The organism is Nonomuraea marmarensis (genome assembly GCF_043197025.1).
Taxonomy (GTDB): Bacteria; Actinomycetota; Actinomycetes; order Streptosporangiales; family Streptosporangiaceae; genus Nonomuraea; species Nonomuraea marmarensis.
Map to the genome: position 1 here is coordinate 49,352 of NZ_JBICRM010000018.1, position 25,802 is coordinate 75,153.

At 70.1% G+C, this 25,802-nt stretch carries 24 protein-coding genes; 18 read left to right on the forward strand and 6 right to left on the reverse strand.

Annotated features, from left to right (window positions below):
• Positions 1–27: 27 nt before the first annotated feature.
• The 5 genes from ACFLIM_RS27405 to ACFLIM_RS27425 form a co-directional block, all read right to left on the reverse strand.
• Positions 28–1,752: an ABC transporter ATP-binding protein gene (locus ACFLIM_RS27405; protein WP_393170217.1), complete on the reverse strand. Its 1,725-nt coding sequence runs from the start codon at positions 1,750–1,752 to the stop codon at positions 28–30.
• Positions 1,749–3,407, reverse strand: coding sequence for an ABC transporter transmembrane domain-containing protein (locus tag ACFLIM_RS27410; RefSeq protein ID WP_393170219.1), 1,659 nt, complete (start codon positions 3,405–3,407; stop codon positions 1,749–1,751). The genes ACFLIM_RS27405 and ACFLIM_RS27410 overlap by 4 nt, the downstream gene beginning before the upstream one ends.
• Positions 3,408–3,532: 125 nt before the next feature.
• Positions 3,533–3,739 (reverse strand): cold-shock protein, encoded by a 207-nt coding sequence (locus ACFLIM_RS27415; protein ID WP_080045894.1) that lies wholly within the window; start codon positions 3,737–3,739, stop codon positions 3,533–3,535.
• A 206-nt stretch (positions 3,740–3,945) separates the two neighbouring features.
• A complete protein-coding gene (locus ACFLIM_RS27420; RefSeq protein WP_393170221.1) occupies positions 3,946–4,419 on the reverse strand; it encodes a hypothetical protein in 474 nt (157 codons plus the stop codon).
• Between the two features lie 66 nt (positions 4,420–4,485).
• Positions 4,486–6,003 (reverse strand): APC family permease, encoded by a 1,518-nt coding sequence (locus ACFLIM_RS27425; protein ID WP_393170222.1) that lies wholly within the window; start codon positions 6,001–6,003, stop codon positions 4,486–4,488.
• A gap of 206 nt (positions 6,004–6,209) precedes the next feature.
• Between ACFLIM_RS27425 and ACFLIM_RS27430 the strand changes: the two genes are divergently transcribed.
• Entirely contained in the window at positions 6,210–6,890 is a 681-nt protein-coding gene (locus ACFLIM_RS27430; protein ID WP_393170224.1) for a FadR/GntR family transcriptional regulator, read from the forward strand.
• Here the strand turns inward: ACFLIM_RS27430 and ACFLIM_RS27435 are convergent, their stop codons facing one another.
• Positions 6,891–8,012 (reverse strand): C45 family autoproteolytic acyltransferase/hydolase, encoded by a 1,122-nt coding sequence (locus ACFLIM_RS27435; protein ID WP_393170226.1) that lies wholly within the window; start codon positions 8,010–8,012, stop codon positions 6,891–6,893.
• Between the two features lie 139 nt (positions 8,013–8,151).
• On the opposite strand from ACFLIM_RS27435, the gene ACFLIM_RS27440 reads away from it, so the two are divergent.
• The 17 genes from ACFLIM_RS27440 to ACFLIM_RS27520 all read left to right on the forward strand — a co-directional run bounded on the left by ACFLIM_RS27440 (position 8,152) and on the right by ACFLIM_RS27520 (position 25,752).
• Positions 8,152–8,901 carry an SDR family NAD(P)-dependent oxidoreductase gene (locus ACFLIM_RS27440; protein ID WP_393170228.1) on the forward strand — a complete coding sequence of 250 codons (750 nt, stop codon included), beginning with the start codon at positions 8,152–8,154 and terminating at the stop codon, positions 8,899–8,901.
• Between the two features lie 66 nt (positions 8,902–8,967).
• Positions 8,968–9,375, forward strand: a complete 408-nt coding sequence (locus tag ACFLIM_RS27445) for a GlcG/HbpS family heme-binding protein (RefSeq protein ID WP_393170230.1) — start codon at positions 8,968–8,970, stop codon at positions 9,373–9,375.
• A 54-nt stretch (positions 9,376–9,429) separates the two neighbouring features.
• On the forward strand, positions 9,430–9,867 hold the full coding sequence (locus ACFLIM_RS27450; protein ID WP_393170232.1) for a DJ-1/PfpI family protein: 438 nt from the start codon (positions 9,430–9,432) through the stop codon (positions 9,865–9,867).
• On the forward strand, positions 9,864–10,910 hold the full coding sequence (locus tag ACFLIM_RS27455) for a phosphotriesterase family protein (protein ID WP_393170234.1): 1,047 nt from the start codon (positions 9,864–9,866) through the stop codon (positions 10,908–10,910). The genes ACFLIM_RS27450 and ACFLIM_RS27455 overlap by 4 nt, the downstream gene beginning before the upstream one ends.
• A complete protein-coding gene (locus tag ACFLIM_RS27460; protein ID WP_393170236.1) occupies positions 10,907–11,560 on the forward strand; it encodes a type 1 glutamine amidotransferase domain-containing protein in 654 nt (217 codons plus the stop codon). Before ACFLIM_RS27455 ends, ACFLIM_RS27460 begins: the two co-directional genes overlap by 4 nt.
• Before the next feature lie 11 nt (positions 11,561–11,571).
• On the forward strand, positions 11,572–12,531 hold the full coding sequence (locus ACFLIM_RS27465) for an acetylxylan esterase (RefSeq protein WP_393170238.1): 960 nt from the start codon (positions 11,572–11,574) through the stop codon (positions 12,529–12,531).
• Positions 12,528–13,460, forward strand: coding sequence for an amidohydrolase family protein (locus ACFLIM_RS27470; protein WP_393170239.1), 933 nt, complete (start codon positions 12,528–12,530; stop codon positions 13,458–13,460). The genes ACFLIM_RS27465 and ACFLIM_RS27470 overlap by 4 nt, the downstream gene beginning before the upstream one ends.
• Complete coding sequence (locus tag ACFLIM_RS27475) at positions 13,457–14,482, forward strand: alcohol dehydrogenase catalytic domain-containing protein (RefSeq protein WP_393170241.1); 1,026 nt, start codon at positions 13,457–13,459, stop codon at positions 14,480–14,482. Before ACFLIM_RS27470 ends, ACFLIM_RS27475 begins: the two co-directional genes overlap by 4 nt.
• Complete coding sequence (locus ACFLIM_RS27480) at positions 14,479–15,285, forward strand: class I fructose-bisphosphate aldolase (RefSeq protein ID WP_393170242.1); 807 nt, start codon at positions 14,479–14,481, stop codon at positions 15,283–15,285. Before ACFLIM_RS27475 ends, ACFLIM_RS27480 begins: the two co-directional genes overlap by 4 nt.
• Positions 15,285–16,334 carry a zinc-dependent alcohol dehydrogenase gene (locus ACFLIM_RS27485; RefSeq protein WP_393170243.1) on the forward strand — a complete coding sequence of 350 codons (1,050 nt, stop codon included), beginning with the start codon at positions 15,285–15,287 and terminating at the stop codon, positions 16,332–16,334. The genes ACFLIM_RS27480 and ACFLIM_RS27485 overlap by 1 nt, the downstream gene beginning before the upstream one ends.
• The gene (locus tag ACFLIM_RS27490; protein WP_393170245.1) at positions 16,331–17,686 is read left to right on the forward strand and encodes a xylulokinase; all 1,356 of its coding nucleotides are present in this window, start codon (positions 16,331–16,333) and stop codon (positions 17,684–17,686) included. The genes ACFLIM_RS27485 and ACFLIM_RS27490 overlap by 4 nt, the downstream gene beginning before the upstream one ends.
• A 259-nt stretch (positions 17,687–17,945) precedes the next feature.
• A complete protein-coding gene (locus ACFLIM_RS27495; protein WP_393170247.1) occupies positions 17,946–19,226 on the forward strand; it encodes an extracellular solute-binding protein in 1,281 nt (426 codons plus the stop codon).
• Between the two features lie 86 nt (positions 19,227–19,312).
• On the forward strand, positions 19,313–20,179 hold the full coding sequence (locus tag ACFLIM_RS27500) for a carbohydrate ABC transporter permease (RefSeq protein ID WP_393170248.1): 867 nt from the start codon (positions 19,313–19,315) through the stop codon (positions 20,177–20,179).
• Positions 20,176–21,042, forward strand: a complete 867-nt coding sequence (locus ACFLIM_RS27505) for a carbohydrate ABC transporter permease (RefSeq protein WP_393170250.1) — start codon at positions 20,176–20,178, stop codon at positions 21,040–21,042. Before ACFLIM_RS27500 ends, ACFLIM_RS27505 begins: the two co-directional genes overlap by 4 nt.
• 25 nt (positions 21,043–21,067) lie before the next feature.
• Complete coding sequence (locus ACFLIM_RS27510) at positions 21,068–22,231, forward strand: Gfo/Idh/MocA family protein (protein ID WP_393170251.1); 1,164 nt, start codon at positions 21,068–21,070, stop codon at positions 22,229–22,231.
• Positions 22,224–23,288 (forward strand): Gfo/Idh/MocA family protein, encoded by a 1,065-nt coding sequence (locus ACFLIM_RS27515; RefSeq protein WP_393170253.1) that lies wholly within the window; start codon positions 22,224–22,226, stop codon positions 23,286–23,288. Before ACFLIM_RS27510 ends, ACFLIM_RS27515 begins: the two co-directional genes overlap by 8 nt.
• Before the next feature lie 223 nt (positions 23,289–23,511).
• Entirely contained in the window at positions 23,512–25,752 is a 2,241-nt protein-coding gene (locus ACFLIM_RS27520; RefSeq protein WP_393170255.1) for a prolyl oligopeptidase family serine peptidase, read from the forward strand.
• Positions 25,753–25,802 lie beyond the last annotated feature (50 nt).

A 25,802-nucleotide genomic window follows, 5' to 3' on the forward strand; every position in this document is an offset into this window, starting at 1 on the left:
GCCGCCCCAGTAGCCCGGCGAACGAGACTATTCCCGGCCCACCGGCGCCCGCTCCCCGTGCCAAGACCGCCAGAGCGCCGCGTACGTCCCCCCAGCCGCCACCAGCTCCTCATGACCACCGACCTCGACCACCCGCCCGTCCTCCATAACGGCCACCCGATCCGCGTCACGAGCCGTCTGCAGCCGATGCGCGATGGCGATCACCGTCCGCCCCTCGAGCACGGCGGCCAGCGCCCGCTCCGTATGCCGGGCGGTTCGCGGATCCAGCAGCGCAGTCGCCTCGTCCAGCACCAACGTGTGCGGATCGGCCAGCACCACCCGAGCCAGGGCCAACTGCTGAGCCTGCGCCCCATCCAGCCGGTAACCACCCACCTCGGTATCCAGCGCATCAACCCACTCATCGGCCCCCACGGCCGCCAGCGCCGCCCGCAGCTCGTCGTCCCCGGCCGAGGGCGCCGCGATCAGCAGGTTGTCCCGTACCGTGCCGAGAAATACATGATGCTCCTGGTTGACGAACACGATCCGCCGCCGCGACAGACCATAGACCGGCACCCGCCCCACCGTCACCGACCCGGTACGCGGCTTGTCGATCCCCGCCAGCAGCCGCCCCAACGTCGTCTTCCCGGCCCCCGACGCCCCGACGATCGCCAGCCGCTCCCCGGGCCGCACCACCAGGTCGACCCCATGCAGCACATCACCCCCGCCGTCGTACGCGTACCGCACCCCCGACACCTCGATCCGGTCGTCGCGAGGCACACCACAAGACGCGACCTCCGCCGGCACCAGCCCGAGCCCCTCGACACGAGCGAAAGAGGCGCCGCTGCTCTGCAACTGCTCCACCCGCAGCAGGATGGCGTCCAGCGGCTGGGAGAGCTGCCGCAGGTACAGCGCCGCGGCGACCACCGCACCCAGGCTCATCACCCCGCGCTCGTGCAGCACGCCCCCGGCCAGCAGCACCCCGACGACAGGGATGGCGTACGAGACGTCCACGATCGGAAAGAGCACGCTGCGCAGGAACAGCGTCCGCGTCCGGGTACGCCGGCACGTGTCGATCGCGTCCTGGCCGGCCGCGATCCGCCGCTCCTGCAGCCCCAGCGCCTCCACCGTGCGAGCCCCCGCGGCGGTGGCCGCGAGCTGCTCGGCCAGCGCCGAGTTGGCCGATCCCTCAGCCAGGTACGCCGGCAGCGCCCGCCGCATATACCACCGGACGGCGAACCAGATCCCCAGCAGCCCGACCACCCCGAGCCCGCCGAGCAACGGATCGAGCATGAACACCGCCCCCAGGATGAACACCGCCTGCACCCCGGAGATCAGCACATCGGGCCCGGCATCACGCAAGGTCGTGCCGACCGCCGCGACGTCAGTGGTGCCGCGGGTGGTCAGGTCTCCCGTGCCGGCCCGCTCAATCACAGAGGCGGGTACGGCGAGCGCCCGGTCCGCGAACTCCTCCCGCACCCGCGCCAGCGTCCGCTCCCCGAACCGGTGCCCGACATAGCTGGCATATCGCGCCAGCAGGAGCTGCGCCAGCGCGAACACGAGGATCCCGAGCGCCAGCCGGTCCACCGTGCCGACCGCGCCACCGGCCTTGACCTCGTCGATGATGCGGCCCAGCAGCCACGGCCCGACGAGCCCCGCCCCGGCGGCCAGCGCGTTGAGGACGATCATGGCGGCGAAGGCGCGGCCGTCCCGCCGGATCAGCCGGAACGCCGCCCGGCGTACCTGGGACGGCTCGGCCACCGGCAGGCCCGTCATGAGGCCACCAGACCGCGAGAGACCAGCAGCCGGTAGCCGGGCTGCTCGGCCAGCAGGTCGCGATGGCTGCCGGCCGCCGCGACCATGCCGTCCACCAGGTAGTACACGGTGTCCGCCTGGTCGAGCATGAGCGGCGAGGTGCTGGTCACGACCGTGGTACGGCCGGAGCGCGCGGTGCGCAGCCGCCCGGCGATGGCCGCCTCGGTGTGCGCGTCCACCGCCGACGTGGGCTCGACGGCCAGGAGCGTCTCGGGGTCGGCCAGCAGGGCCCGCGCCAGGCGTACGCGCTGCCGCTGGCCGCCCGACAGGTTGCGGCCCTGCGGATCGATGGCCGAGTCGAGCCCGTCCGGCAGCCCGCGCACGATGTCCTGCGCCATGGCCGCTTCGAGCGCTCGCCCGATGGCTTCTCCCGACGGGTCCCACCGGCCGGAGACGACGTCCCGCAGCGTCCCGGCGAACAGGTCCGCCTCGTTGTCGGCGACCAGGATCCGCTCGCGTACCTGCGTCAGATCGATCTCGTCGAGGCGGATCCCGCCCCACGTCGCGGCCGACTCCGCGAACCGGCCGAGCCGGTCGACCACCGCCGCCGATTCCGCGGCCCGGGCGCTGACGAGCGCGGTCAGCTTCCCAGGCGCGATCTCGACGCCGGACTCCGGGTCGCGCAGCACCGCCCGGGTGGGCGCAGCTTCAACGCCGTCCCTGGTCGCGGGCTTCAGGGCCAGGAACTGTACGACTCGGCGGGCGGCGACCAGGCCGCGGCTGAAGTCGTACCCGCCCTCGATGAAGAACGAGACCGGCACCACCGCCACGGCGGCGTACCCGTAGACCGCCACCAGCTCGCCGACGGTGATGTCGCCCTGCACGGCCATCCGGGCCGCCAGCCACGTCACGGCCCCGACGAACAGGGTGGGCAGGCCCACGCCCAGCGCCTGGATCCAGCTCGTCACCGCCCCGACCCGGTACCCCTCGGCCCGCAGCTCTTGGGAGCCGTGCCGGTAGCGGTCGGCGTACACCTGCTTGCCACCGATGCCGTTGAGCACGCGCAGCCCTCCGGCGATGTCCCCGAAGCGGGCGGCGAGGGCGCCCTGCCGCACCCGGTACGTCGTCTCGACCGTGCTCAGCCGCCCCAGCAGCGGCCCGACCAGCAGCACGAGCATCGGTACGCCGGCCAGCACCACCACGGCCAGCAGCGGCGAGACGGCCAGCAGGAGCACGGCCACGACGACGTACGCCAGGACGGCACCGACGCCCGGGCCGGTGATGGTCAGCGTTTGGGCGATCACGGCGACGTCGGCGAACCCGATCGTGACGACCTCTCCAGCCGTGACCTTGCCGGGCAGCGCCGCGCCCAGCCGGGTCGCCTGTAAGACCACGGCCTCGACGGAGCGGAACGCGGCGTCCATGCGCACCCTGGTCATCACGCGATGCCGCATGATGGCCAGCCACGCGTTCACCACCCCGACGCCGAACAACGCCGCCGCCCACCCGATCAGCGCGGACCAGCGCCCGGGCGTCAATCCGTCGTCGATGGCCCGCGACAGCAGGTACGGCGGCAACGTCAGCCCCACCATCCAGGCACTCCCCAGCACCGCACCCGCGACGACCCGGCGCCGCTGGCTGCGGACCAGCCACCACAGATACCGGGTCGCTTGCATGATCCGCAGTCTATTAATCGTCAGCGCCGCAGGTCACGGCGGGCCAGCGCCCATACGGGCCGTCCGAACGCGGTCGGGGCCCGCACCCATACAGGTGCGGGCCCCGACGCGTGGGCGGTGCCGTGTCAGGCGGGAACGATGTTCTCCGCCTGCGGGCCCTTCTGGCCCTGGACGACGTCGAAGGCCACCTTCTGGCCCTCGGTCAGCTCACGGTAGCCGCCGTTGGCGACGATGTTGGAGTAGTGCGCGAAGACGTCGGCGCCGCCGCCATCCTGCGCGATGAAGCCGAAGCCCTTTTCCGAGTTGAACCACTTCACGGTTCCGGTTGCCATAACTTCTCCTCTTGATAGGCGGGGAGACGGAATCCGCACTTTACGGACCCCGTGTCGTTGAGATGAGCCCATCCGGAGATGACCGGCAAACAAAAACGCACCTGAAGATCGCAATTCGTCAGGTGCGCACAAGTCCTTATGGGTACCACAACTGCAACAACCCAACGCTACCCGACGCACTGGCCGCAGTGCAAATCCTCACGGACTCAGGAGTGGACGGCTCGGATCTCCGTCACGACGAACTCGTCCACGATGTGCTGGTTCTGCACCAGGTACCCGACTACGCCCGCCACCGCCTCCGCCCCCAGAGCGGCGCGCGCCTGCCCGCTCAGCAGGTACACCAGTGGGGTCGAGGGCTGGTCGATCGAGAAGTGGCGGCCGTGGCGGTGCACGTCGTGCAGGGCCCTGATCGGGATCGGCCGCGCCGAGGTGAACCACACCACGACCTCCCACAGCGGCAATGACGGATCGGCCTCGGCCTCGGCTGAGGCGTGGTAGCAGGTGACGCAGCCGCGTCCGGCATGCTGCCCGTGCGGGCAGGTCCATTGGGCGATGTCGGCCCGGCTCTGGTCGCGGTTGCTCAGGATCGCGGCCTCGGTCACCCGGCGGCGTGCGGGTCGTGGGGGTTCATCGGGGCGGGAGTAGTTGCTGACGATGATCGGATCCCTTCGCTCCCACATTCCGCTATCGACCTTAGCCCTCGACGAAGGGCCCGCACAGCGTGTGGAGGCGTCTTACACCTCGGCTCAATCGCGTTCGAGGGTGTCCTCCAATACGACCCGGCCGATGATCTCGAACTTGACCGGGTTCCTGGCCTTCAGGTAGACGGCGAGACCGGCGCCGAGGGCGGCGAAGGCCAGGACGATCCATGGGATGAGCTTGAACAGCAGCGTCTTGGAGGCTTCACCGGCGGCGGCCTCCTGGTTCTGGAAGAGCAGCACGACGACGTACAGCATGGCCACCCCGCCGACCAGGGGAGCGATCATGGTTCGCCAGATGTTCGCGGTCTCCGGATGCTTCTTCTTGACGTGGAAGTAGCCGATCACCGAGAACGAGCAGAGCGACTGGACGATGAGGATCGCCAGCGTGCCGAGCACCGCCAGCAACGTATAGATGTGCAGGTAGGGATCCATGCCGGCGAAGAAGAACGCCAGGATGAGCACGACGGAGATCCCCGTCTGCACGAAGCCGGCGATGTGCGGGGAGCCGTGCTTGGGGTGCGTGGCGCCGAGCGTGCGGCCGGTGCCGGCGATCAGGTTCTCCCTGCCCAGGGCGTAAAGGTAGCGCGCGGCGCAGTTGTGGAAGGCCATCGCGCAGGCGAAGGAGCCGGTCAGGATGAGGATCTTGAACAGGTCGACGGCCCACACCCCGACGAGCTCCCCGGTCGGGTTGAAGAAGATCCCGGCGAACTCCTTCGCGGCGATCTCCGGCGCCTTGACGCCGTTGGCCGCGACCACCATCCACGAGACGAACGTGTAGAACAGGCCGATGCCGACAACGGAGACCAGGGTCGCCCGGGGCACGATCGACTTGGGGTCGCGCGACTCCTCGCCGTACATCGCGGTGGACTCGAAACCCACCCAGGACCAGAAGCACATGAACAGCCCGAGCCCGACCGCCCCGGCCGTGAGGCCGTTCGTCATGAACGCGTTCACCGGGTTGAGCGACGACGCCATCAGCCCGTCGGGACCTCCGCCGTGGAACAGCGTCACCACCGAGGTCAGGCCGAGCATGAAGATCTCGGTGACCAGGAAGACGCCGAGGACCTTGGCGGTGAGGTTGATGTCGAAGTACGTCAGCACCGCGTTGAGCGCGAGCCCCAGGAAGGCGAACCACAACCAGTGGATGTCCACGTTGGCGAGCGACTTGAACGTGTCGTTGGCCGAGTACGCGAAGAAGCCGATGATCGACGCCTCGAACACCACATACGCCAGCGTCGCGAGCATCCCGGCCACCATGCCCGCGATCTGTCCCAGGCCGTGCGAGATGTAGCCGTAGAACGCGCCGGCCGACGTGATGTGCTTGGCCATCGCCACGTAACCCACCGAGAAGACGGTCAGCACGATGGTCGCGAACAGGTAGCCCGCCGGGACGCCGAGGCCGTTGCCGAACCCCAGCGCGATGGGCACGTTGCCGGTCATGGCGGTGATGGGCGCGGCGGTCGCGACCGCCATGAAGATCACGCCGACCAGGCCGACGGCGTCCTTGCGCAGGCGGCTGACGGTGGGGGTCGCCGCTCCCGCCTGCTTCTCAGAGATGGTCAATGTACGTGCCTTCCGGGGGAGAGCGGTTGTGGGGCGGGGGGAGGGGCCGCGCACACAGGAAGTTCGGAAATCGTGCCATCAAACGCCCTGACCAGGCAATACCAGCAATGTTTCGTACATCTCACAACGAGAACCGTCGCGGCGACCCGCCGAGTGCCCGCCCGCCCGGAGTTGCTGTCCGACAACCTGACCGGTACGGTTCGAGCATGAGCATTCATCCCATTGAACAGCGCCGCGCTTCGGAGGCCGTCAGAGCGCAACTCATCGACCTCATCGAAAAGGGCCACTATAAACTCAACGACCGGCTGCCTTCGGAAGCCGAGCTGGCGCAGTCCTTCTCGGTGAGCCGATCGGTCGTGCGTGAAGCCCTGAACAGTCTGAATGCGTTCGGGCTGACGAAGTCGTATGCCGGTAAGGGGACTTTCGTCGCCTCGACCGAGCTGAATTCCCGCTTGCTCATCGGGCGTTTTCTGCCGCCGCATCTCGGCGAGGTCCGCCGGGCGCTGGAGGTCCCGTCGGCGCGGCTGGCCGCGGAGCGGCGCGGCGAGGAGGACCTGACTCGCCTGGAGGAGTTGGTCACGCAGTTCGCGGCCACCGAGGAGAACGGGAAACGAGTCAAGATCGACGCCGATTTCCACATCGCCATCGCGGCGGCGACCGGCAATCCGCTCTTTCCGCGGCTGATCGCCGACCTCCGTGACGTGCTCCAGGAGCAGGCCCTGGAGCTGGCCACGATCGAGGGCCGGACCGCGCAGGCCGCCCGCGAGCACCAGGACATCTTCGACGCGATCATGGCCGGTGACGGGGACGCGGCGGCGCGTGCGATGGACGCCCACCTGGAGGCGGTGGAGGGACACACGACGAAGCAGGCGAAGAAGAAGAGCTGATCAGCCGCCCAGCCGGAGCTCGTGCCATTCGCCCACGCACGGGTTGCCGGCCGCCACGTGCATCGTCCCGCTCTCGGGGGCCAGGATGACGCCGGCCACCGTACAGGTGCGTTCGGCGCGGGGGAGGCTCTCGTTCGGGTGCTGGCAGACGTTGTCCGGCTCGCCCGTGTGATCTCCGAGCACGGCCTTGATCCGGTCGATCGTGAGCTTTTCCGTCGCCCGCAGGTTGCGGTCGATGAGGTCCTTGCGGGCCAGGGTATGCCGCTTCCGTTCGAGATAGACGTCTCGTGGCGTGAGGTGATCCGCCAGGAAGTGATTCGCGTGGGTGATTATTCCGTCGTCAGGCAGAAAAACCTGCACACCGCCGTCCTGCGGCGTCGTCTCCAAATCCTGGCAGAAACCTGATTTATCAACGATGAGATAGTTGGCGGAATTCGATCGAGAGGCGTTACTGATGCCGCTCGCGGCGCTCGCGCCGTCGTCGCTGTCCAGCACCGAGCGCAGCAGGATGTGGTACGGCACGCCCAGGTCGCCTTCGAGGTGGCTGCTGATCAACGTGTTCGTGCAGAGGGCGACGCCGCTCTCGTTCAGCCCGATCTTGGCCAGCATCCCGGCCTCCACCAGCGTGACGAAGTCCGGGCCGTCCTCGCGGGCCACCTCCACCAGCACGGCGGTCTCGCGCGCCTGCAGGATCCAGTCCCAGTTCTGCCCGGCCAGCACGGTGTCGTCCGCGGTCACCGCCGCCGTCAGGCCGAAGGACGTGCACTCCATCGGCATGCGCTCCGCCTCCGCCCCGGCGGCGAACATGATCTCGCTGCGCGTGTTGAGCGCGAGGATGTCGGCGGTGTCGACCTGCGCGCCCTCGGCGATGCCGGTCATCTCCTGCGCCGACGCCGGAGAGAAGTCCTCGATGTACGGCCGGAACCGGGTGGCGTGCTGCCGTACCCGCGCCCAGTCCCAGTTCTGGTAGTGCTTGAAGACGGCCGCGTAGCCTGCGATCGCCGCCTGGATCTCCCTGCGCGCCAGCCGCCCGTACATGAGTCCGCGCTGGGCCGGTGTTCCAGTGATCCGGTATCGGGGAAAGGACGGCCCACGAGCGGGCCCAGGAGCCGGCAGCGACATCGACGTGCCTTTCGTTGGACACCAAACCCGTCAGGTTGTCTGACAGGAGTGGATGCTTGCGAAGCCGAAGTGAATCTAAGCATAATGTCCGGCAGTCGGACAACCTGGCTGCTGGAATTCCATACCGGGAGGTAAGCACGTGGCGACTGCGTTGATCGCCGGTGGCGCGACCGGCATCGGCCGTGCCACCGCACGGCAGCTGCTGGGCTCGGGATACGACGTGCACATCGCGGACATCGATCTCGAAGGAGCGGAGAATGCGGTGCACGGCGTCGACGGTCCGGGCAGGGGCTCGGCGGCGTACTGCGATCTGGCCACCCCCGAGGGGCCGGCCCAGGCGGTACGCGACGCGCTGCGGCTCACCGGCAGCCTGGACGCCGTCGTGGTATGCGCGGCGCTGCTGGTGGAGCACGAACTCGACGACTTCCCCACGGCCGACTGGGACCGGGTGATGGCGCTGAACCTGCGCGCGCCGTTCCTGATCACGCAGGCCGCGGCCCCGCATCTGACCGCGTCCGGACGGGGGCGGGTCGTGCTCACCGGATCGACGGCGGCGTTCAGGGGCGGCGGTGGCTCCTTCGCCTACGCCGCGTCCAAGGGCGGCCTGGTGGCCCTGGTCCGCTCGCTCGCGGTCGCGCTCGGTCCGGCCGGCGTCTGCGTGAACTGCGTGTGCCCCGGCTGGATCGACACCCCGTTCAACGACCCGTACTGGGAGCGGGTCGGCGGGGAGCGGCAGGCGGCCGAGGCCGCGCTGACCTCCAGGATCCCGCTCGGCGCGCTCGGCCGGCCGGGCGACGTCTCGGGGCTGATCGCCTTCCTGGTGTCGGAGGAGGCCGGCTACATCACGGGCCAGTCGTACGTCGTGGACGGCGGCCTTCTCGCCTCATAACCCTCCAATGTGGACATAGGTGAACAGATGGGATTTAGTCATTCGATGGAGGTCATAACGCTTTCCGTGGCTCGCGAGATCATCGCGGGCGTGGAGGCGGCGGCCGCCGAACGGGGCGCGGCGCTGGCCGTCACGGTGTCCGACCCCGCCGGAGCTCCGGTGGCGACGGCGCGGATGGATGGCGCGAACGCCGTCGCCGCCGGTCTCGCGGCGGACAAGGCGTTCACCGCCGCGGCCTTCGGCGCGCCCTCCCACGCCTGGGCCGAGGCGACCGCGCCGGGCGGCGCCGACTGGGGGATGGCGGGGGCCGCGGGCGGCCGGGTGCTGGTCCTTCCCGGCGGCCTGCCGATCAAGGCGGGCGGCGTGCTCATCGGCGCTCTCGGAGTGAGCGGAGCGGCTCCTGCGGTCGATCTCGCGTGCGCCGAGGCCGGTCTTGCCGCGGTCGATTTGTCGGCAATCCTTGCGTCTGGCTGAGGAGTTCCTTAGCCTGTCAGGCAAGCAGACAGGTTTGTGATCAGGGAGCCGGACATGTCATTGGAAGGTCGTACGGTCGCCGTGCTCGCCGCGGGCGGCTACCAGGAGCTGGAGCTGTGGTATCCGGTCCTGCGGGCCCGCGAGGAAGGCGCCGGGGTCGTCATCGTGAGCTCCGATCCGGACGGCGTGGACAGCAACCTGGGCTACCCGCTGCTCCCTGACGGGGAGGCCGACCCGGCTGCGCTCGACGCCCTCGTGGTGGCCGGCACAGTGACGGGTGAGCCGGCGTACTCGGCGGCCCAGTCGGCCCTGATCCGCGCCGCATTCGAGGGCACGGCACGGGTCTATTCGGTCGGGAACTCGGCGGCGGCCGTCCGGCGCTCGCTCGGCGCCGAACGGCACGAGCGCTGGGTCGCCTTCGAGTCCGCCGACGACCTGCCGGAGCTGTTCGGCCGGTTGTACCGCGATCTCTCGGAGGAGGGCCTCTCATGAAGGTGTTGCGCACGGTGCTCGGCGACGTCCCGGCCGAGAGCTCCGGGCTGATGTTGTCGCACGAGCATCTGCTCTACGGGTACCCGGGGGCGGAGCTGGACCACCGCGCGGTGCTCGACTACGACAAGGCCGTGGACTTCGTGGCCGGACAGGTCCAGCGCGGTAAGGACGACTACGGCTACGGCACGATCGTCGACATGACGCCGCCGGAGGTCGGGCGGCACCCCCAGTTCATGGTGGACGTCGCGAGGAAGACCGGCATCAACGTCATCGCGATCACCGGGTTCTTCCCCGAGCGCATGGGCGTTCCGTACTACTGGCGGCGGCAGACGATCGAGGAGCTGACCGAATTCTTCGTCAGCGACCTGACCAGGGGCATGGTGTTCGCCTGGAGCCAGACGCCCTACCGGGCCGGCGCGATCAAGATCGCGACCGGGCAGGAGAGCGTCACCCCGAGGCCGAGCCCGCTCGGTCCGAACGGCCGCCACATCCACGAGGTGGAGGACCGGGTCATCCGGGCCGCCGGGCGGGCCGCGACGCGCGTCGGCTGCGCCATCAACACCCACATCGACCCGATGGACTTCGAGGTCACCAACCCCGGCCGGGAACAGCTGGAGATCCTGCTGGAGGAGGGCATGGACCCGGCCAAGGTGATCATCGGGCACGCGTTCGTGCCGCCCCAGGTGGAGTCGATGCGGGAGATCCTGAAGCTGGGCGCCAACGTCCAGCTCGACCACATCGGCATCCCCTGGCGCGTCGACAGCGCCGAGGAGCTCGACGAGGCGATGGCCGAGGCCCTCGTCACGCTGCTCAACGAGGGGTACGGCGACCGCATCGTGATGTCGTTCGACCGCTGGTTCATGAACCCGCGGGCCGGCGTCACCGAGCGGGACCCGCAGTTGCTCAACGAGAAGGTCGACCTCGGCTACATGTTCACCAGCTGGGTGCCGCGCCTGAAGGGCAAGGGCGTCACCGACGAGCAGCTCGACCAGATGATGATCTACAACCCGCGGCGGATCTTCGCCATAGAGGGGGAGTCGTGAACATATCCGAGGCACGCGTCGCCGTTCTGGTCGAGAACCAGTACCAGGAGCTGGAGCTGTGGTATCCGGTGCTGCGGCTGCGCGAGGCCGGCGCCACCGCCGTCATCGTCGGCCCGTCCGTGGACGAGGTGTACGCCAGCAAGCTCGGCTACCCGGCGGTCGCCAACGTCGCCGTGTCCGACGTGACCCCCGACCACTTCGACGCGGTCGTCGTGCCCGGCGGGTTCTCGCCGGAATACCTGCGCCGCAACCCCGCGATGGTGGAGTTCGTGCAGAAGTCCGCCGCCGTGGACAAGCCGCTCGCGGCGATCTGCCACGCGGGCTGGCTGCTGGCCACCGCCGAACTCCTCGACGGCAGGCGGGCCACCTCGGTGGCGACGATCAAGGACGACGTCCGGCACGCGGGCGCCGAATGGATCAACGCCCCGGTCGTGGTGGACGGCAAGCTGATCACCGGCCAGTTGCCCAACGACCTGCCCGAGTTCATGCGCGAACTGCTCAAGCTGCTGGCCGCGGCCGAACCCGCCGACCGCCCGCCCCTGCCCGACCTGCGCCCCAGCCCGGCCGCCTACGACCGGCCCGCGGTGCTGCGCAGCCGGGCCGCCGGGCCGGGGTCGGCGAACTACCGGGCGTACGCCCAGCTCGGCTGAGAGGGACGTACGTGCAGGTCGATCTCCCCCTGGACCAACTGGAGCGGTACCACTACGCCAGCGCCGAGCCCGCCGACTTCGACGACTTCTGGCGTTCGACCATCGCCCGCGAGGCCGAACGCCCGCTGGCGGTGGCCGTCGAGCCGTACGACGCCGAGCTGGAGACGGTCGAGGTCCTGGACCTCGAGTTCACCGGGTACGGCGGCGCGCGCATCAAGGGCTGGGCGCTGCTGCCGCGCCGGCGCTCGGGCCGGTTGCCCGCCGTGGTGGAGTATCTCGGCTATGGCGGTGGCCGTGGGCTCCCGTTGGAGTCCCTGGCCTACGCCTCGGCCGGGTTCGCCCATTTCATCCTCGACACCCGGGGCCAGGGCAGCACCTGGCGGACCGGTGACACCCCCGACCCGGAAGGCAGCGCGCCCGCCATCCCAGGGCATCTCACTCGCGACGTGCTTTCACGGGACGACTACTACTATCGGCGGCTGTTCGTGGACGCCTACCGGTTCGTGGACGTGGTCAAGGCGTCGGCGGACGTCGACCCGGGCCGGGTCACGGTGACCGGGCGCAGCCAAGGTGGTGGCCTGTCGCTGGTGGCGGCCGGGTTGCGGGATGACATCGCGCTGGCCGTACCGCATGTGCCGTTCCTGTGCGCGTTCCGGCGGGCGCTGCGGATGACCGCGGAGAGCCCGTACGGCGAGCTGACCCGCTGGATGGCGACCCACCGGACGAAGGTGAAGGAGGCGTTCGGCACGCTCGACTACTTCGACGGGGTGTTCTTCGCCCGGCGGGCCCGTTGCCAGGCGAGCTTCTCGGTGGCGCTGAGCGATCTGGTGTGCCCGCCCTCGACGGTGTTCGCCGCCTACAACGACTACGGCGGGGCCAAGGACATGACGGTCTGGGAGTTCAACGGCCACGAGGCCGGGGGACCGTACGATCAGCTCCGCACGATCCGCGCCGTCAGGGCCCTGACGTGAAAGACGGCCCGGTCGACCTGCACCAGCACGCCATTTTGCCGGGATACCGGCGGCGGCTGACCGAGATCGGGGTACGCGCCCAGCCCGGCATCGACTTCCCCGACTGGTCGGCCGCGGTGTCCCTGGCCATGATGGACCGCCTCGGCATCGGGACGGCGGTGCTGTCCGTCGCCTCTCCCGGCTTCTTCTTCGGCGACCAGGACTTCACCACCTCCCTGTGCCGCGACACCAACGACGACCTGAGCGCCGTCGTGGCCGCCTCGGACGGGCGTTTCCGCGCGTTCATGGCCGTGCCGCTGCCGTCGGCGGCGGACGCGGTCGCCGAGGTACGGCGGCTGGCCGGCCAGCCCGGCTTCGCCGGCGTCAGCCTGCTGTCCAACTACGGCGGGCACTACCTGGGCGACCCCCGCTTCGACCCGCTCCTGGCGGAATTGGACGCGCTCGGCATGCTCGTCCATGTCCACCCCACACTGCCGCCGTGGTGGGCCGAGGGGGCGATCGACCTGCGCCCCTCCCTGCTGGAGTACGTCTTCGACACCAGCCGCTCGCTGACCAACCTCATGCTGGCCGGGGCGGTGGACCGCTTCCCCCGGATCCGCTGGGTCTTCTCCCACTGCGGCGGCGTCGTCCCCTTCGTCGCCCACCGGCTCGCCATCGCCGAACCGCTGCCCGAGCTGCGCCGCGTCCGCGGAGTCGAGGGCACGTTGCGGGAGTTCCGCTACGACTGCGCGCTGTCGGCCAGCGCCTCCGGCCTGGGCGCGTTGTTGTCGGTCGTGGACGACACGCGTGTGGTGTTCGGCTCCGACTTCCCCTTCGTGGACGAGGCGACGATCAAGGCCGAGATCGAGCTGCTGGCCGGGCTGGGGCCGCGTACCGGCCTGGCCGCGCTCGGCGGCAACGGCCGCGCACTACTGGAAGGAACGCAGTGAAGGCAGCATTGTTGTACGGCGTCGGCGACCTGCGCGTGGAAGAGGTCCCCCGCCCGGTCGCCGGGCCGGGCGAAGTGGTGATCGAGGTACGCGGCTCGGGCGTCTGCCCCAGCGACATCCGCAGCTTCACCGGCGCCGGATCCTCGAAGGCGCCCTGGACGCCCGGCCACGAGGTCGCCGGCACGATCGTGGAGACCGGGCCAGAGGTCGACGCCCCGTGGGACGTGGCCGCGAGGGTCGTGCTGGACTGGCGGGGTGTCTGCGGCGGGTGCCGCCAGTGCCGCCGGGGCGCCGCCAACTTCTGCGAGGCGGTGATCAAATATCCGATCGCCGGGTTCGCCCAGTACACGAAGATGCCCGTCACCCAGCTCCGGATCATCCCCGACGAGGTGTCGTTCGAGGCGGCCAGTTTCTGCGAGCCGCTGGCCTGCGTGCTGAACGCCCACCGCGCCATCCCCATCGAACCGGCCGCCGACGTGCTGGTCCTCGGCTCGGGGCCGATCGGCCTCCTGCACACCCAGGTCGCCCTGCGGCGCGGCGCCCGGGTGATCGTCGCCGATCGGATCCCCGAGCGGCTGAAGGTGGCCGGGCAACTGGGCGCGCACGACGTCGTCCAGGTCGGCGACGACGGCGGGCTCGACGAGATACGTAAGCTCACCGACGGCTACGGACCCGACGCGTTGATCGTCACCGTCGGCGCACCGGCGGCGATCGAGTCGGCGTTCCGGATGGCGGGCAAGAACGCGGTCGTCAACCTGTTCGCCGGCACCCACCCCAAGGGATCGGTATCGCTGGACCCCGACGTGCCCCACTACGACCAGGTGACGATCAACGGCAGCCATGACTTCAGCCCCGGCGACTTCAGCACCGCGTTGCGGATGTTGCGGTTCGGGCTGGTCGACCCCGCGCTGCTGATCAGCCACCGGTTCCCGCTGACGGCCGTCAAGGACGCCTTTGAGATGACCATGTCGCAGAAGGGCCTCAAATCCGTCATCACCCCTAGTGAAGCGAGTGAGAAGTGAGCAGCAAGCCCAGTGGCCCCTATTGTTTTCCCGAAACCCTGCCGGCCTGGCCCCGGCGCCGGATGCACCACATCTTCGGGCCGGACGGCCGGGCGGTCATCGCGGCCATGGACGCCGGGATCAAAGGGGTGCCGCCGGGCCTGTCTGACGCGCACGCCGCCGTGCGCGGCGTGGTCGACGGCGGGATCGACGCGATACTGGCCACGATCGGGTTCGCCCGCGCCGTGGCGGGCGAGCTGGGCGGCCGGGGGCTGATCCTGGCGTTGGACAGCGAGATCCCGTCCGCCGGGTACGGCGTCGAGCAGGCGGTACGGTTCGGCGCCGACGGCGTCGAGCTGAAGGTGTTCCCCGGCAACCCCGAGGTGACCAAGCTCGGCGAGCTGCGCGAACTGGCGGCGATCTCCGACAAGTGGGGCATGCCGCTGATGGCCGAGCCCATCCCGGTCGGGTTCAAGGAGCTGCAGGCCCACACCGTCGAGAACGTCGCCAACGCCGCCCGGCTCTCGGCCGAGGCCGGGGCCGACTTCGTCAAGGCGCAGTTCGTCGGTGACGTCGAGCAGTTCAGCCGGGTCGTGGCGGCCTGCCCCGCACCGCTGCTCGCCCTGGGCGGGCCGCGCAAGACGCCGCGCGACGCGCTCCAGATGGCGGCCGACGCGATCGAGGCCGGCGCCAGGGGCGTCGTGTACGGCCGCAACATCGTCGAGGCCGAGCGTCCCGACCGGATGGTCGCCGCACTGGTCGAGATCGTGCACGGCGGCTCGTCGGTCGACGCGGCGGCGAAGCTGCTCAACGTACCTCTCTGATGCGCGCTGCTGTTTTCCACGGCGGTCGCGACATCCGCGTCGAGCGGGTACCGCCGCCGTCGCCCGGGCCCGGTGACGTGCTGATCCGGGTGGACTCGGCCGGCATCTGCGGCAGCGACGTCCTGTCCTACCGCGGCCTCGGACCGTGGCAGGCGAGCCCGGAGCATCCGGACGGCGACGGCCACGAGCTGAGCGGCACCGTCGCCGCGCTCGGAACGCAGGTCACCGGGCTCGCGATCGGCGACCGGGTGGCCGTGGAGCCGATCCACCTGGCGAGCTGCGGCGTGTGCGAGCGGTGCCGGGCGGGGCGGACCTACCTGTGCGCGGAACGCGGCCTGATCGGCGGCGTCCACACGCACAGCAGGGGGTTCGCCGAATACGACCTCGCCCCGGCCGACCACGTCCACCGCTTGCCCGACGGAGTCGGCCTGGAGGAGGCGTCGATCTTGGACTGCTACGCTTGCGCGGTCCACGCCCTGCACGTCAGCTCGCCGCCTCCCGGCTCGCCGGTGCTGGTCATCGGCAGCGGGACGATCGGGCTGACCCTCGGGCAGGTGGCTCGCGCGCGCGGACATCCGGTCACGATGCTCGGCCACCGCCCCGGCTCCCTCCGGCTCGCGGTCGAGACCGGAGCCGCCGACGCCACCCACGACACCCGCTCCGGCGCCGCGCTGAGCGGCCTGCGCTTCTCGACCGTGTACGACGCCGCCGGCAACTCGGACAATTCGCTCGCCGAAGCACTCGACTTCGTCGCCCCGGGTGGCGAGGTGGTGGTCGTGGGCGTGTTCGCCACCAGTCCCCGCTTCGACCCGCACCTCGCCTACCAGCGCGAGGTCTCGGTGCGCTGGTCCAACAGCTACGGGCGGTGCGTGGGCGGCGTGCCGGACTTCCAGCGGGCATTGGACCTGCTGGCGCGGCGCGAGGTCCGGGCCGCCGAGCTGATCACCCATCGGTTCGCGCTGGAGGACATCGGCGCCGCGTTCACGACGCAGCTCGACCGGACGGCCGGCGCCGTGAAGATCCTCATCAAGCCGGGACCCGCGCCATGACGCCTCTGGTGCTGGCCATCGACCAGGGCACGACCTCGACCAAGGTGGCCGCTGTGGACGGCGCGGGTCGCGTCGTCGCCCGCGCGTCCCGGGAGACCGCCGTGCGCCGCGGCGACGGAACGGTGGAGGCGCGGCCGGGCGACTGGTGGGCGGCGGTGGCCGGGCTGATCGGCGAGCTCGGCGACCGGATCCCGCTGGCCGACGTCCGCTCCGTCGCGATCTGCGGCTTCATGCACACCCTGGTCCCGATCGGCCGCGCCGGACCGCTGGACGAACTGGCCATCCCGCTGCCCGGAGACCGGCGTCCCGGGGTGAACGAGTCCGGCTTCGGCAGCGTGGGTTCGGCCGGGGGGCGCGCCGCGCTGGCCCGGTTCGCCGCCTGGGCAGCCGACCGCGATCTGACGACCGCCGTCACCGTCAAGGACTACCTGCGCGCCAAGCTGACCGATGCGATCGCGACCGACCGTTACGACGGCGCCGGATGCGGGCTGCTGGTCGCGGAGACCGGTGAGCCGGAGCCGGCCGCCGCCGCGCTGCTGCGCGGCCTGGGGGCCGAGCCGCCGCCCGTGCTCGGGCCCGCCGAGGTCGCTGGCACGGTCAGCGCGGCGGTTGCCCGGCTGACCGGCCTGCCCGCCGGGACTCCCGTCGCCGTCGGGACCGGTGACTGGGCGGCCACCTGCCTGGGGGTGCGGGCCGTGCTGCCCGAGCGTGGGTGCCTCTATCTGGGCACTTCAGCCGCCTACGGTGGGTTCCCTGACGAGGAGTCTTTGCGAGAGGCAGCGCCGCCGCGTTGCCTGGCCGTGGCCGTCGGGAGTGGGGCGTTGCTCGGCTGGGCCGGGCGGCTGCTGGTCGGGCCGCAGGCCGACGAGGGTGCGGCGGTTGCGGCGTTGCTCGACGCGGCCGAGCGCGGCAGGCCCGGTGCTCGCGGTGCCCGGTTCATCCCTGGGTTCGCCGTCGCGACCGGGCCACGCGAGCGTGGTCTGGGCCGGGGCGAGCTGCGCGGGCTCAGCCTCGACGTCGGCCGCGACGACGCCGCCAGGGCTGTGGTTGACGGTGTCGCGATGGGCATCCGCAGGTGCCTGGAACCGCACCTCGCGGGGGAGTTGGTGGTGTGCGGTGGTGGCACGCGCGACCTGCGCTGGGTCCAGGTGCTGGCCGACGTCCTGGCCCGGCCGTTGACGGTGTCGGGCGAACCGGACGCGGCCATCGCGGGGCTGGCCGTACTGGCGTGGAAGGCCGTCGGGGCGGCGGCGGACTGGCCCGCGCCCGCCCCCGCGACGGTGACGGTGGAGCCCCGGCCTGAGCTCGCGGCCGAGTACGCGGCGCTCTGCGCCGAGTTCGCCGCCGAATAGTTGCCGCGTCCCAGCAGACTGGCATACAAGGGATGAATGGCCAGTTACGCCGCATACACCCCAACCCTCCCGCTAACAATTCCGCAGATCTCTTGCGCAGGTAACGCAATGTGGACAAGATAGGAACCTGTCTGACAGTCGGGTAGCCAGGCATCTCAACTGGAACCCGTCGCTGATCAGGCAGGTGATTGGCACACCGGTGCCGGCAGGCGATCCAACTCGAGACGACGCCCATTCAACGCACGAAGAAGGATTCGAGATGGGGAAGAAACACAGCCTGGCGGCGGTGATCGTAACTGCCGCGGTAGCGATGACCGCGTGCGGTGGCGGGGGGACGGGTGCCGCCGAGCAGAAGGAATTGAACGTCTGGTTCAACGATCCGGGACCGAAGCTGCAGGACACGGTCAAGACGCTGATAACCGGCTTCGAGAAGTCTCACCAGGGGGTGAAGGTCAACCTGCGATTCATCGGCGGAGCCGACACCCACCAGCAGTTCGTGACCGCGATCGCGGGCGGGGCGCCGCCCTGCGTGGCGACCCTCGGCAACACCTGGACGCCCGAGTTCGCCCAGATGGGCGCTCTGGCGCCGGTGGACCTGACGCCTGACCAGGCCAAGCAGAAGTTCGTCGGCTCGATGGTGGACAGCGTCACGAACGACGGCAAGATCTACGGATATCCCTACAACGTCGCCAACCGGGCGCTCGTCTACCGCAAGGACCTGCTGGAGAAGAGCGGCCTCGAGGTGCCCAAGACCTGGGACGAGACCAAGGCCGCGGCCAAGAAGCTGGCCGCGGACAACAAGGCGGACGGCGTCGCCGGGTTCGGCATCGTCGGCGGCGAGATCTGGTACTACCTGCCGATGGTCTGGAACTGGGGCGGCGAGATCGCCACCCGGCAGGCCGACGGCAAGTGGCAGGCGACGATGAACACGCCCCAGGCCAAGGCCGCCTTCGACTTCTACGCGAGCATGGTGCGCGACGACAAGGTCGCCCCCGCCGAGTCGGCCGGCTGGCTGGGCCCGGACGCGGTCCAGAGCCTCAGCCTCGGCAAGGTCGCGATGGGTCTGTACGGCCCCTGGCAGGTCAAGTCGCTGGTCGCGCAGAAGCCCGAGCTCAAGGACAAGCTCGGCGTCGCCCTCATCCCCAACGGTCCCGGCGGCAACAACGACACCTTCGCCGGCGGCAGCAACCTGGTCATCTTCAACCAGTGCCAGTACAAGGAGGACGCCACGGCGCTGCTGCACTACATGGTGCAGCCCGAGAACGTCACCAAGTACACCTCCGGCATCGGCATGCTGCCGGCCGGGCTCGACGGGATGAAGGCCGAGGCGGAGACCGGCTCGTTCGCCGACGACCTGTACCGGCCCTTCGTCGAGCAGGCCAAGCACACCCGCTACATCCCCACCGATCCAGGCTGGGGCCGGATCGAGGGCAAGGGTTCGATCATCAACGCCATGCAGGCGCTGATCGGCGGCAAATCGGATGTCAACACGACCATGTCGGATCTCAACACCGAGATGAACGCCGCCTTCGGCGGGTGAGGCACGTGGCCGACCAGAGGCTCGCTACCCGCCCGCGTCCCCGGTCCGGGGTCGCAACGCGACCATCGGCGTCCCACATCCGGCGGATGAGGCTCGTGCCCTGGCTGCTGATGGCGCCGACGGCGATCAGCGTCATCGCGGTCATCGGGTACCCGCTGCTGCAGACGGTCTGGCTCTCCCTCCACGAGGGCCAGGGCCTGATGACCGGCGAGTGGGTGGGCCTGGACAACTACGTCGAGATGTTCAGCACGCCCGCCAACCAGGCCGCGTTCCTGCGGACCCTGGTGCTGACGGCGGTCACCGTGGGCGGCGCAATGTTCATCGCGTTCCTGACGGCGCTGGTGCTGAACTCGGGGCTGCCCGGCATGCAGATCCTCACCGTCCTCGTGGTCCTGCCCTGGGCGATGCCCAGGGTGTCGGCGGCCATCCTCTGGAAGTGGGCGTTCGACAGCCAGTACGGGCTGGTCAACTGGGTCCTGGTCGCGCTGGGCCTGGACCAGTTCGACGGGTTCAGCTGGTTCAGCACCGGGCCCAGCGCCCTGGTCGTCGTGTCCATCGCGATCATCTGGGCGAAGGTGCCGTTCCTCGCGGTGGCCCTGCTGGCGGCCCTGAAGTCGGTGCCCGGCGACCTGGTCGAGGCGGCGCGGCTGGACGGCGCCTCCGCCTTCCAGACGCTCATGCGCATCAAGCTGCCGATCATGCGGCCGGTGGTGATGGTCCTGCTGATCCTGGCCACCATCCAGGCGTTCCAGGCCTTCGACCACATCTTCGTGATGACGGTGCCGCCCGGCGGACCCAACCACTCGACCGAGATCCTCTCGCTGTTGACGTACCTGGAGGCGTTCGCCTTCCTGGACGGCGGGATGGGCTCCGCGCTGGCGCTGCTCAGCTTCGCCGTGCTGGCGCTGATCACCTACGTCTACGTCCGCATGCAACGAGAGGAGCTGCGGTGAGCACCCCCACTGTCCCGCCCGGCGTCCGCAGGCGCCGGGTGCTGCGCCGGGTCGGCCGCTCGGCCCTCGGTCTGTACGCCATCGGCATCGGCGTGGTCAGCGTCTTCCCGTTCTTCTGGATGATCCTGACGTCGATCAAGCCGGATCGGGAGATCTTCACGGTCACCCCGCAGTTGTGGACCTTCCACCCGACCCTGGAGCGGTTCGAGCTGCTGCTGTCCGGCGAGATCGGCAGGCAGCTGCTCAACTCGCTGGTCATCGCCCTGGGGGCGACCGTGCTGGCGATCCTGTTCGGGACGCTGGCGGCGTACGCGCTGTCGCGGTTCGACGTGCCGGGACGGCACGTCATCGCGGTGGCGCTACTGGCCATCCAGATGTTGCCGGCGATCGTAGTGATCATCCCGCTGTTCACGCTCTACCGTACGGTGGGGCTGCTGAACACGTACGCGGGCGTGATCATCGCGCACATGGCGTTGTCCGTGGCGCTCGCGGTCTGGCTCGTCCGCGGCTTCCTGGCCGGCATCCCGGTGGCGCTCGACGAGGCCGCGATGGTGGACGGCGCGAGCCGCAACCGGGTGCTGATCCACATCATCTTCCCCCTGGCGCTGCCCGGCATCGGCGTCAGCGCGATCTTCGCCTTCATCACGTCGTGGAACGAGCTGCTGATCGCGATGACGTTCCTGCAGCAGGAGGAGATGAAGACGCTGCCCGGCGCGCTCCAGCAGTTCACCAACCAGTACGGCACCGACTGGGGCGGCATCATGACGGCCAGCACGATCTTCGCGGTGCCGGTGATGATCTTCTTCATCGCCATCCGCCGCTACCTGGTGGCCGGGATGGCGATGGGAGCGCTCAAAGGTTGAACCCCGCCAAGAAAGGAACCCCCTGATGGAACCCATGAAGGTCGCCGTGCTCGGCGCCGGCAACATCGCCATCCAACCCAACGGCGTGCTGCCCAACCTGCACCACATTCCGGACAAGGCCGTCGTCACGGCGATCGCCGACCCGGTCGAGGAGAAGGCGAGCTGGGCGGCTGAGCGCTTCGGCATCCCGAAGTCGTTCATGTCCCTGGAGGACATGCTCGACTACGGCGACTTCGACGCGGTCGTCAACCTCACCCCGATCCCCGTGCACGGCGAGACCTCGCTGAAGATCCTGCAGGCGGGCAAGCACCTCACCACCGAGAAGCCGGTCGGCGTCACGATCGAGGAGGTCGACGCCCTGGAGCAGGCGGCCGCCGCCAACGGGCTGACGATCGTCTGCGCGCCGCCGAACATGCTCTACCCCACCCGCAGGGAGGCGCGTCGGCTGCTCGCGGCCAACACCATCGGCCAGCTCTGTTTCGTACGGCACCGGTCCTCAGGTCCCGGCCCTGGCAGCATCGCGTGGCCGAGCGACCCGAGCTGGTTCTACGAGAAGGGTTCGGGGCCGATGTTCGACATCGGCGTCTACAGCATGCACGAGATGATCGGCATCCTGAACCGGCCGGTCAAGCGGGTCTTCGGGTTCTTCGGCATCACCGAGGCGATCAGGACCGTGCCGGCCGGGCCGTACCGGGGGCTGGAGATCCCGGTGACGGCCAATGACAACAACCTGGTGCTGATGGACTTCGGTGACTCGCTGTTCGGCGTGGTGGACGGGACCTACAACGTCTGGGCGGCCAAGTCCCCGCGTATGGAGATCTTCGGCAGGGAAGGCGTCCTGAACATGTGGCGCAACCTGAACGAGACGACCGGGCAGCAGCTCGAGGTGTTCCGGGTGGACAAGGAACGTTCCGTGCGGGGTTGGTGGGACGTCGCGCTCGGCGACCTCAATTTCGCGCAGACGCATGTGGACAACCTGAAGCGGGCCCTGATCGTGGAGCACCTGGTGGACGTGGTCCGCGGCGACCGGCAGAACGAGTTGCCCCTCGACCAGGCCAGGCACGCGCTGGAGATCATGCTCAGGGCCGAGGAGGCGAGCCAGACCGGGCAGGCGATCGAGCTGACCACCACGTTCGAGCCGATTCGGTTCGACCCGAGCGTCAAGGAGGAGGCCCTGGTCCATGGCTGACGTGCTCAGGTTCGGCGTCGTCGGCCTGAGCAGCGATCACGTCTGGCACCTGCTGGACGCCCTGCGCCGGCAGGACGGCGTCGAGGTGGTCGCGGTGGCCGAGCCGTCGCCCGCCCTGCGCGAGCGGGCGGCCACGGAGATCCCCGGCGTGACCGGCCACGAGTCCGCCGGGCAACTGCTCGACTGCGGCTCGCTCGACGCCGTGCTCGTCTGCTGCGACAACGCCGCCAAGGCCGTCGTCGTCCCGGCCGCCCTCGCGCGGGGCATCGCGGTGTACCAGGACAAGCCGCTGGCGGCGACCGTGGCGCAGGCGTCGGCGATCGCCAAGGCGCTGGCCGAGCACGGCGGGACCCTGATGTGCGCCTGGCACACCGTCTTCGACCCGCTGTACGACGAGGTGGGCGAACTGGTCCGCGGCGGGCTGATCGGGGACGTCCGGTTCGCCCGCGGCCTGGCCGGGCACGCCGGGCTGACCGGGCTCGGGGTGTCCGGCGACTTCCGGGCCTGGCTGACCGACCCGGAGCGAGGGGGTGGCGGGTCGTTCGTGGACCAGGCCGGGTACGTGCTGACCGCCTTCGCAGACTACGTCGGGCCCGTCCGCCGGATCAGTGGGTTCGGCGGTCGCATCGATCCCGGCCTGCCCGCGCGGATCGAGGACAACACCGCCGCCATCGTGGAGTTCGAGTCGGGGGCGCTGGGCAGCGTGGACACCCGGTGGGGGCAGATCGGGCCGCTGCCGCTGCGGTACGCCTTCCACGGCGGCAAGGGCACCGTGTCGTGCTTCTACGACCGATGGGAGATCGTCACCGAGGCGGCCCGGCTCGACGGCTGGGATCCGATGCCCGCGCCGCCGGGGCTGCACGGGTTCCGGCGGGCGGTCCAGCCGAGATCCGGCTATGACGACGAGGCCCGATACTTCGTCGAGCACCTACGGAGCGGCGAGCCGATGAAGCGGGCGGTGTCGGTGGAGTCGGCGCTGCACGTCCAGTCGATGATCGCGGCCTACTACGCGTCGGTCGAACAGGGGACGGCTCAGCTCGTCGACCCCGCGCCCTGACCCGGGGGTGGCGTCGCCGCGGCCCCCTCGGCGGCGCCGCCGCGCGACCGGCGAGGAGACCGTTCGGCGCTCTCTGAGCGCCGTCCGTCGCGGCGTCGCGTGTGTAGGCGACGGTGATCGGCCGTTCGTCGCAGCGCTATCACAAGGTCATTCTCGGCTGTGAAATCCGCCCGTACCGTGACAAATGATCACATCGCATGCTTGCGGTCCCGGGAGGACGAACATGCAACGGCAGCACAGCACCCGACTGGCCATGGCGATCGTATTCGCCGCCGCACTCACCGTGACGTCAGCACCTCCAGCCCTCGCCGCGCCCGCCGACCCGGCGGGCGCCTCGTGCTTCGGGCCGAAGTTCGGCCGCGAAGTCCACTCGCCCACGCCACGCCCCGTCAAGGGCTCCCTGCCCGGCGGCGATCCCCGTCCCGGACCCGACCTGCTGTACGCCCCGCTGGCCGACGCCCCGCAATTACGGAACACGACGCCGTGGCAGGCCGACCCGATCCTGGTCTCCGGAACGAGCGCGTACCGGCGGGGCGAGTTCCTCTACCAGGACTTCCTGTACGACGACGCGGGCGCGGGCCCGTACACCTATCCGACCGATCCGGTCTACGCCAGGAACGCGGCGGACCTCGTCGAGTTACGCCTGAAGCCGCTCGAGCGCGGCACCGCCATCCGCCTCACCTACAACACGATGCTGAACCCGGACCTGGCCGCCACGACGATCGCCCTGGGCGACGCCGCGGGTGTCCGCCCCCTCCCGTACGGCGCCGGTGCGCAGGCCCCTGCCACCGTATTCGTCACCGTTCACGGCTCGACGGCCACGATCACCGACGCGGCGACCGGTGAGCCGATCGCGGGCACGCCACCGCAGGTCGCGGTGGACACGGAGCGCCGCCAGGTGCACGTGTGCGTGCCGTACGACGCGTTCGACCCGCGCGGTCAGCGCTCCGTACGGGTGGCGGCGGGGACTGGCCTGTGGGACCAGGCCGGCGACAAATACCTCGTTCCGGGCGCTGCCCCGGCCGATGCCACCCATCCCGGCGGAGCCGGCACCCTCACCAACCCGCCCGCCTTCTTCAACGCCGCCTTCCGCTATGACGAGCCGCTCAGCGGCTTCCGCACCGGCCGGCAGCTCGCCGTTCTCCGTACGAACGACCTGAGCCCCTTCTTCGCCGACGTCGACTTCGTCAAGCTCGCGTACGGGGTCAACGACGACAGCGGGGTGCCGCGTACCGGATACATGAACCGGATCCTGGCCAGCCACTTCGAGTCCGCCCAGGGTCGTGGCGCCGCCACCACCCTGCAGCCGGACCTGTGCCCCGCCGGGGGCTGCCAGCCGCCGAGCTATGCCGGCCGGCTGCAGCCGTACGAGATCTACGTGCCGCAGACGGCGGCGCCGCGCGACGGCTACGGCCTGATGTTGAACCCGCATGCTGCGGGCGGCAACCACAACAGCTACGCGGGAGGCCAGTCACGCTGGCAGCAGGAGATCGGGGAACGGGACACCCCGTACATCTCGGTCACCCCGAACGCGCGCGGCACCACCTACTGGTACTACGGGCAGGCCGGTGCCGAGGTCTTCGAGGTCTGGGCCGACGTCGCGCACCGCTACAGGCTGGACCCGAGCCGCACCATGATCGGCGGCCTGTCCATGGGCGGGTACGCGACCTGGAAGCTCGCCGGCCAGTTCCCGGACCTGTTCGCCGCCACGCCGTCGATCGTGCCCTGCCCCAGCGCCGGCGTCGCGTACCGGCAGGGGGGACCCGTGCCGGGCGGCGAGGCGTCCCTGACCCGGCTGAGCGCACCCTCGTTCCGTAACGTGCCGCAACTGGTCTGGGCCGGCACCCAGGACACGGTCTGCTCGTACTGGGCCCAGACGGAGTACATCAACCAGCTGGACACGCTCGGCTACCGGTACGAGTTCTTCTCCTTCCCGGTCGGGCACGCCTTCCCGCTGGGCAACGAGTTCCAGCCGATGGTCGACTGGATGGGCACGCGACAGGTGGTCCGGGATCCCGCCCACGTGACCTACGTCATGAACGGCATGATGCACGAGCCCGGGGTCGGTCTGAACGCCGACCACGCGTACTGGCTGTCCGGCCTGAAGCTGCGGGACGCGGCGGCCGGCCCGCCGACCGGTACGGTCGACGTCTTCTCCCACGGCTTCGGCCGCGGCGACCCGGCGGCGACGCCGACGCACACGGAGTCGGGCCAGTTGCAGGGCGCCACCCAGCCGATCTCGTACACGATGCAGTCGCGGGATTGGGAAGCGGCTCCGAAGATCCCCACTCGCAACCGGCTCGACATCACCGCCACGAACATCACCGAGCTGACCGTCAACGTGGACCGAGCCCGCGTGAGCTGCAAGGCCGACCTCAACGTGCGAAGCGACGGCCCGATCGTCGTCACCCTCGACGGCTGCGGCCACAAGGGACGCCACGTGTACCCAGGCGGCCCCGCGTAGTTTCCCGAGGCATGGGCCGGCGAGTGTCCTGGCAGGTCAGGGCACTCGCC